This is a genomic window from Paenibacillus ginsengihumi DSM 21568 (assembly GCF_000380965.1).
GTDB classification, from domain to species: Bacteria; Bacillota; Bacilli; order Paenibacillales; family NBRC-103111; genus Paenibacillus_G; species Paenibacillus_G ginsengihumi.
The window spans coordinates 1-7,190 of record NZ_KB905658.1 but is presented as its reverse complement, the minus strand read 5'-3'; the positions used below and the strand labels follow the sequence as shown (position 1 = coordinate 7,190).

The 7,190-nt window shown below is 55.2% G+C and carries 4 protein-coding genes and 2 pseudogenes; 4 read left to right on the top strand and 2 right to left on the bottom strand.

Annotation, left to right across the window (positions count from 1 at the left end; all coding sequences use genetic code 11):
* Window positions 1–328: pseudogene (locus F591_RS32505) on the bottom strand (hypothetical protein); the annotation flags it as partial.
* A 30-nt stretch (window positions 329–358) separates the two neighbouring features.
* Here F591_RS32505 and F591_RS0126365 point away from each other — a divergent pair.
* Together F591_RS0126365 and F591_RS31030 are read left to right on the top strand one after the other, a co-directional pair.
* Entirely contained in the window at window positions 359–1,453 is a 1,095-nt protein-coding gene (locus F591_RS0126365) for an NAD(P)H-dependent flavin oxidoreductase (protein WP_019537546.1), read from the top strand.
* Window positions 1,454–1,484: 31 nt separating this feature from the next.
* Window positions 1,485–3,187 (top strand): annotated as a pseudogene (locus F591_RS31030) (DEAD/DEAH box helicase); the annotation flags it as partial.
* Window positions 3,188–3,367: 180 nt separating this feature from the next.
* On the opposite strand, the gene F591_RS0126355 reads toward F591_RS31030, so the two are convergent.
* The gene (locus F591_RS0126355; RefSeq protein ID WP_019537545.1) at window positions 3,368–4,300 is read right to left on the bottom strand and encodes a VOC family protein; all 933 of its coding nucleotides are present in this window, start codon (window positions 4,298–4,300) and stop codon (window positions 3,368–3,370) included.
* 299 nt (window positions 4,301–4,599) lie between these two features.
* Between F591_RS0126355 and F591_RS0126345 the strand changes: the two genes are divergently transcribed.
* Together F591_RS0126345 and F591_RS0126340 are read left to right on the top strand one after the other, a co-directional pair.
* Complete coding sequence (locus tag F591_RS0126345; protein ID WP_019537544.1) at window positions 4,600–6,780, top strand: family 78 glycoside hydrolase catalytic domain; 2,181 nt, start codon at window positions 4,600–4,602, stop codon at window positions 6,778–6,780.
* A gap of 69 nt (window positions 6,781–6,849) precedes the next feature.
* A complete protein-coding gene (locus tag F591_RS0126340; RefSeq protein WP_019537543.1) occupies window positions 6,850–7,059 on the top strand; it encodes a hypothetical protein in 210 nt (69 codons plus the stop codon).
* Window positions 7,060–7,190: the final 131 nt, after the last annotated feature.

Genomic DNA, 7,190 nt, shown 5'->3' with positions numbered 1-7,190 from the left:
AGTTCGTTAACCAAAGAGGGACAGAAACGACCTTGTACAACAGACTGTGATGCGGGCAGCGGCCGCCGAGAAAGCGCCTTAGCAGCGCGTCGCCTTGCAAACGACGGAAATGAAAAATCCGTTCGCAGCCAAGCATCCAGCCAACGATGAGATAGAGCAGAATACGGTAAACGGGGAAGAGTGAGTTACGCGCTTTGCCGCCGGAGAGGCTGCACATCGCCTCCGGCAGTTTGATTTTTTCGAGAAAGGCCAGGAAGATTTTGATGCCACCGCAGCTCGTTGCGTTTTGTAGTGAAAATTCATTAGAAGCGATACTTTCGAAATTCAGGGTTACTTTAATTGTGGGAGGTAATTCAAAGTGCTTGAAACGGAATTGACACGCGCTCTACACATCCGTTATCCCATTATTCAAGCGCCGATGGCGGGCGGTCCTACCACGGCCGACCTCGTTGCGGCTGTCTCCAACGCGGGAGGTCTTGGCAGCCTGGGAGCCGGATATTTGACGCCGGAGCAAATTCGCCTTGCGATTCAAGAGATCCGGGCAAGAACGGATCGTCCGTTTGCCGTCAACTTGTTTGTGCCTGAGCAGCCAACAGAATCGGAAGCGGCGATCGCCGAAATGACAGCTTACCTGAATGTTTATCGCGAGGCGCTTGGCATTCCGTCAAATCCGCTGATTCCGTCGTTTTCGGAGTCGTTCGAGGAGCAGGTTCGCGTTTTGCTGGAAGAACGGATACCTGTGCTCAGTTTTACATTTGGCATACCGCCGCAAGAAGTGATTCAAGCCATGAAGGACCAAGGCAGCTTCGTGATCGGCACGGCAACAACAGTGGATGAAGCCATTCGGTTGGAAGCGGCCGGCGTAGATGCTGTCGTGGCACAAGGAAGCGAAGCGGGGGGACATCGCGGGACATTCCTGAAGGACGCTTCCGGTTCCTTGATTGGCGCTATGGCCCTTGTTCCGCAGATGGCGGATCATGTATCGCTCCCGGTTATTGCATCCGGGGGGATCATGGACGGACGGGGACTCGTCGCAAGCCTCGCATTAGGAGCCGCTGCCGTACAGATGGGCACGGCCTTCTTGGCGTGTACCGAAAGCGGCGCGCACCCGGCGTACAAACAGAAGATTTTGTCGGAGAACGAGGACGCGACCGAAATCACCCGCGCCTATTCGGGAAAAGCGGCACGCGGCATTCGCACCGATTTTATGAGGGACATGCAGCAGTATTCCGGCACGATCCCTGACTACCCCATACAAAATGCGATGACCCGGGACATCCGCCAGGCCGCTGCAAAAGCGAATCGTCCCGAGTACATGTCACTCTGGGCAGGCCAAGGCCTTCGCTTAGCAAGCAGCCGCTCAGCCGCTGCCATTATCCGGCAAACCGTCGATCAGGCCAATGCTCTTGCCCAAAGGCTCACCGGTCTTGGAACGTCAGGACATCTGAAATGAAGAGGAAAATGGTAACTCGACTGGCGGGAATTCGCAAAGCAGAATCTTAAGGGACGGACGGGACGAATGGATCTTGCGCAATTCGGCAGGCGAAATGGTGACGGTCAAAAGTCCGCTGAAGCAAGCGAGAGATAACGCCATGTTCATCTCGGACCGGCTGAAGAAAGACAACAATCTGGTGCAGGAAGGGACTACTTTTCTGAAGTTCCCGTACGGTTATGGCACCGTGTTTACCCGGTTAAAGCAGGAGGATTTCATAAAATATAACCTGTACGAAGTGATCGAGCCTCAATTTGTGCTGTGCAGGGATGAGGTGGACCCCGACGACGAAGCTTTTTCGGCCGATATTCTGTTTGACAAAATTCACGGCATGTTTACGGTCTGGAATCGCCGGAAGAACGTCTTGTCCAATGATGATATCCAGGCAATCCGGTTCCACCTGTTTCCGGAGGTGCGGATCAGTGCGGAATTCAAGCCGCCGGTCAGCCGCCAGGATCAGATTCTGCTGTCGCTGCACAATATCAAGACGATGGATCTTCATCAGGAGAACATGGCGAAGCAGCTTGGCGACAAGCACCAGCTCATTCGCGGGGTTGCCGGAAGCGGGAAGACGCTCATTCTCGCCAGCCGCGCGAAAATATTAGCCAAGGAGCACCCCGATTGGAAAATTCTCGTGCTATGTTACGGAATCGCATTGTCTCGCAGCATCAGGCAAATGATCGACCGATGATGAGCGAACCGGAGGACTTGTTGGAGCTTCTGCCGCCGCCCCAAGGGGCGAATCGGATCGAAGTGTATAATTTCCATGAATGGCTGCGCAACCAGCTGAAGATGAAAGAAACCGAAATACCGGCACTGCTGGAAAAAGCGAGAAACCAAGAGGCGATCCTGCCGACCTACGATGCGATTATGATCGACGAGGGGCAAGATTTTGAGGCGGACTGGCTGAAATTGCTGTCCTGCTGCCTCAATCCGGATACACAATCGTTGCTGTTGGTCGAAGATCGGGCGCAGTCGATTTTTAAACGAAAAACAAGCCTGTCCCAAGATATCGGCCTTGATTTCCGGGGACGCTCCAAGGTGCTTTCGATTAATTACCGTAATACCGCACAAATCGTTCAGTTCGCCTGGGACTTTTATCAGGAGCATTCGCTCTTAAGGAGTAAAGTGCGGGAAGCGTCTGTGGATGGGATCGAGATCATCCCGCCGCAATCGACCAAGCGGAAAGGTCCGGAGCCGTTGATCAAGAAGTTCCGCCATATTCGGGAGGAAATGAATTTTGTCGCCAAGTCGATCACGTTTTTGCATCGGGAGAAGAACATCCCGTTCCAGGATATGGCGATTGTGTACCGGGTGAAAAACAGCCATCATACTTCTTATATTGATGAAATTAAAGATAGCTTGGCGCAGCATGAGCTGCCCTTCACATGGATAACCGAAAGCCCGGAGGCCAAACGGAATTTCAAACGGGACGAAGCTACGGTTAAAATTTCGACGATCGATAGCGCCAAAGGGCTCGATTTTCGCGCTGTGTTTATCGTGAACGTCGAGAATATGCCGTTTCCGCTCGAAGAGGTGGAGGAACGGGAAGTTTCCTTGTTGTACATTGCTATGACCCGGGCTTTGGAATGGTTGTTCCTTACATACAGCGGCGAGTCCAAGTTTACGCAGTATTTGGACAACGTGCTTAAACAGAGAGCCCGGCAGGCAGCCTCTCGGCAGCAATTCGGTTAGATGCGAGGCTCCATGTCCAATAGAAGCATGCGGCACCGCCAAGCGCTCAATCCGGGCATCCGAACAATACCCGCTGAATAAATAACGAGGCTTACCGAATGAGTTTAATCTCGGGCTATTCCATGCCGCACAAAAAGAGCTCACCTCCCATTCCGGGGTGAGCTTTTCTTGATTACTCCCTTATTTCCCTTCAAAAGCTCGGCGCAGCTCTTCCATGTCAAACTTCTTCATTTTCAAAAAAGCTTGCGTAACGCGTTCACGCTGCTCCGGCGTGCCCCTGGTGATCATGTCGTCCAGGACAGCGGGGGAGATTTGCCACGAAACGCCGTATTTGTCCTTGAGCCAGCCGCATTGCTCGGCCTCGGGGACGGCGGACAGCTTGCTCCAGTAATCGTCGATATCTTCCTGCGTCTCGCAATGGACAAGCAGGGAGATCGCCTCGTTGAATTGGAACGGGTGCTCCAGGGCGCTGTCCATAGCCGCAAACCACGTGTTCTCCAGCATGAAATCGGTGAACATCACCGTTCCTTCGCGGTTGGGCGCTTGGCCGGGGCCGTATCGAACGAGGCTGCCGGCTCTCGCATTGCGGAACACCGACAAATAGAATTCGCGGGCTTCCTCGGCCTTGCCGCAATTGTCGCCCACGAACAATAGCGAGGGGATGATCGTCGGCCGCGGCTCCCCTTCTGGATTCGTCAGCATGAGCTGCCAGGAGAAGCCGTACTTGTCCTGAATCCAGCCGTACCGCTGGCTGAACGGGTACTGATCCAGCGGCATCAGCGCGAAGCCGCCTTCGGACAGCTTGCTCCACACCTCGTCAATCATGGCTCTCGCGTTCTTGTCCCGGGACGGATCGAAGTTCACAATAAACGAGATGGAAGGATTGGGCTTGAAGTACGGACCTGCGGAGATGGCCATGAACGGCTGTCCCCAGACGGTGAATGTGATGAGATCGCTGTCGCCGGAAGGCGTGTCGCGCAGCGTCACCTCGCTCGTTACTTGAGAATCCGGGAAGACGGAGCAGTAGAACGTCGCGGCTTCTTTGGCTTCCTTGTCGAACCACAGGTGTGGGACGATGGAGGCAGTCGTCGAACTGCTTTTGACATCTGTCATGAATGATCCTCCTCTTTTCGGCTTGGCGTGGACTAGCGTTATCTTCATTATACTGCAAGGATGAATGCCGCGTTTCTTGCCGATTGCGGTTTTCCGGGTGGCGGGACGCGGCGAATGTTTTGGCGAAGCGGCCATCAGCGAAGGGCTTCATATGGCGGCTGGGGCAGCATTTTCGCTCTTAACGCGATTAGCACAACGCCGAAATTGTTCTATAATAAAGACATCTTCGCGAAAAAAACGGCAGTCGTCGAACCGGCGAAGGATAGACGTTTTTCTTATTTCTCCGCCTGAGGTGACCTATGAGCAAGCCATGGAAGGCAAGCTGGATTACAGATCCGGCATTTCTTGAGCTGAAGCCGCTCCCCACGCTGCACAAAGAGTACGAGCCGTCAGGGACGGCAGTCCACCCGGAAGCGCTGCGCAACCGGCACATGCTGGTCCGAAAAACAGTGGTGCTGCATGAGAAGCCGCGGCAGGCGGTATTGCGCATGACGGCTGACGATTATTACAAGCTCTACGTCAATGGCCGCTACATCGGGCAAGGTCCGGCGCAGGGGTATGTTTTTCATTATAACTATAATGAGTGGGATTTAACCTCGCAATTGCAAGCCGGCGAGAATGTGATCGCCGTGCATGTGTATTACCAGGGCCATATTAACCGGGCCTACAACAGCGGCGATCTGCGCCAGGGGATGATTGCCGAGCTTTATACGGAGCAAGGCTTGGCTGCCGCAACGGACAACACCTGGAAATATGCCATCGCCGCTCAATACGGCACGGCGGGAACGGTCGGTTACGATACGCAATTTTTGGAATGCATCGATCAGAGGCTGGCTATTCCCGATTGGCATACGGTCGGCTTTAACGACGAACACTGGGACACTGTAGCGGAGAAACCCGAGGCCGATTACGTGTTCGTGCCGCAATCGACGCCGGCTTTGCAGGTGTACCGCATCGAACCGGCCCATGTTCAAAGGCTCGGGGAAGGGCATTATTTGATCGATTTCGGCAAGGAAATTACCGGACAGTTCGAGATGACGGCGCGAGGCCGCTCCGGGGACCGCATTGAGCTCCGCTATGGGGAAGAGCTGGAGGCGGACGGCGCCTCTGTCAAGCATGAAATGCGCTGCAACTGCACGTATGCGGAGACGTGGACGTTGTCCGGCCGGGAGGATACGCTGGAGCTGTTCGAATACAAAGCTTTCCGCTATGCCGAGGTCATCGGGCCGCCCGAAGCTATTCGGCCGGACCGCTTCGCCGCGATTGTGAGGCATTATCCGCTTGACCCGGAGGCGTGCCGCTTCGAAACGGCGGATTCCTTGCTGCAGCAAATTTGGGATATTTGCGCGCGCGGCGTGCAGCTCTGCGCCCAGGAGAATTACGTGGATTGTCCGTCCCGCGAGAAAGGCCAATATTTGGGCGACAACACCGTGATGGGCCATGCGCATATGTACATCAGCGGCGATTTGCGGTTGTTTAGGAAGGCGATTCGCGATTTCGCGCTGTCCGCCGCGGTCTGCCCGGGCCTGTTGGCGGTCGCTCCGGGCAGCTTCATGCAGGAAATCGCCGACTTCTCGCTTCAGTGGCCGATGCAGCTGCTCCTCTATTATCAGCACAGCGGCGACATGGATTTTCTGCAGGAAATGTATCCGGTAGCCGAGAACCTGCTGGCTTATTTTCGCAAGTATGCGCGGCAGGACGGTCTATTGGAGAATGTCAGGGAAAAATGGAACCTGGTCGATTGGCCGGACAATTTGCGGGACGGGTACGATTTTCCTTTAACGAGACCGGTGGCGGACGGCTGCCATAACGTCATCAACGCGTGGTATTACGGCTGTGTGCAAGCGGTGCAGGCGATCCGAACGATGCTCAAAATTCCGTATGAGGATGAGCTGCCGGCATTGAGACAGTCCTTTATCGCCGCCTTCTATCGTCCGGAAGCCGGATTATTCGCAGATAGCGTGCAGACGAATCACTGCTCCCTGCATGCCAATATGCTGCCGTTGCTGTTTGGGATCGCTCCGGATCAGGCTGTTCCCGCCATCGTCTCGCTCATTCGCCGGAAGCGGTTCAGCTGCGGGGTGTACATGTCCTATTTTCTTCTGAAGGCGCTGGCCGCGCATGGCGAAACATCGCTTCTGTACGAGCTGATGACCTGCGATGACGAGCGATCGTGGGCGAATATGGTCAAGGAAGGGGCGACCTCGTGCTTCGAGGCTTGGGGCAAGGAGCACAAATGGAACACGAGCCTGTGTCACGGCTGGGCCAGCGCGCCGATTCCTCTGCTGATCGAGGAGATGATCGGGATCAAGCCGGCTCGGCCCGGATGGGCGGAAGTGTCGTTCCGCCCGCGGATTCCGGACGGCATGCCGGATTTTACCCTCGAGTTTCGCACGGCGCGCGGATCGTTTCGGGTGGCTTATCGCCGCGGCGAGCTTTCGTTCAAGGCGCCGGAGGGCGTGAAGGTTGCGGAAGAATAATATGGGGAGGGACATCGTCTGGTTCATCTCAGCATTCTTAAGGGATTATCTTACTCCGGAGCGGTCGAATTGCTGCTGCAAGAAGGGTACCGGGAAGAAGCGGTTATTGAACGGGAGAGTGCAGAGGGCGGCCTGCTCTTTCTTTATCCCTATAGCTTGTATGATCGCTATCACAAACGGGTGGACCGCCTCTTTCACGCAGAGTACTGCATGAAGGATGAGCACGGCGAGTGGGAGGAGTACAAAAGCTTCTGGACGAGATCGGAGCTTCCCCTTTAAGCCGCAGAGGGGAGGACAACGGTTCGCGCTTGCTTCGCGGCTTGGGGGGAAGAGCAGCTTGCGCTTGCTTTGCGGCTTGGGAAGGAAGACAGCAGCTCGCGCTTGCTTTGCGGCTTGGGGGGAAGAGCAGC

Bases quoted from the DNA above. Each gene is read 5' to 3' on its own strand.
- F591_RS0126355 (WP_019537545.1), bottom strand. From the start codon at position 4,300: ATGACAGATGTCAAAAGCAGTTCGACGACTGCCTCCATCGTCCCACAC.
- F591_RS0126345 (WP_019537544.1), top strand. From the start codon at position 4,600: ATGAGCAAGCCATGGAAGGCAAGCTGGATTACAGATCCGGCATTTCTT.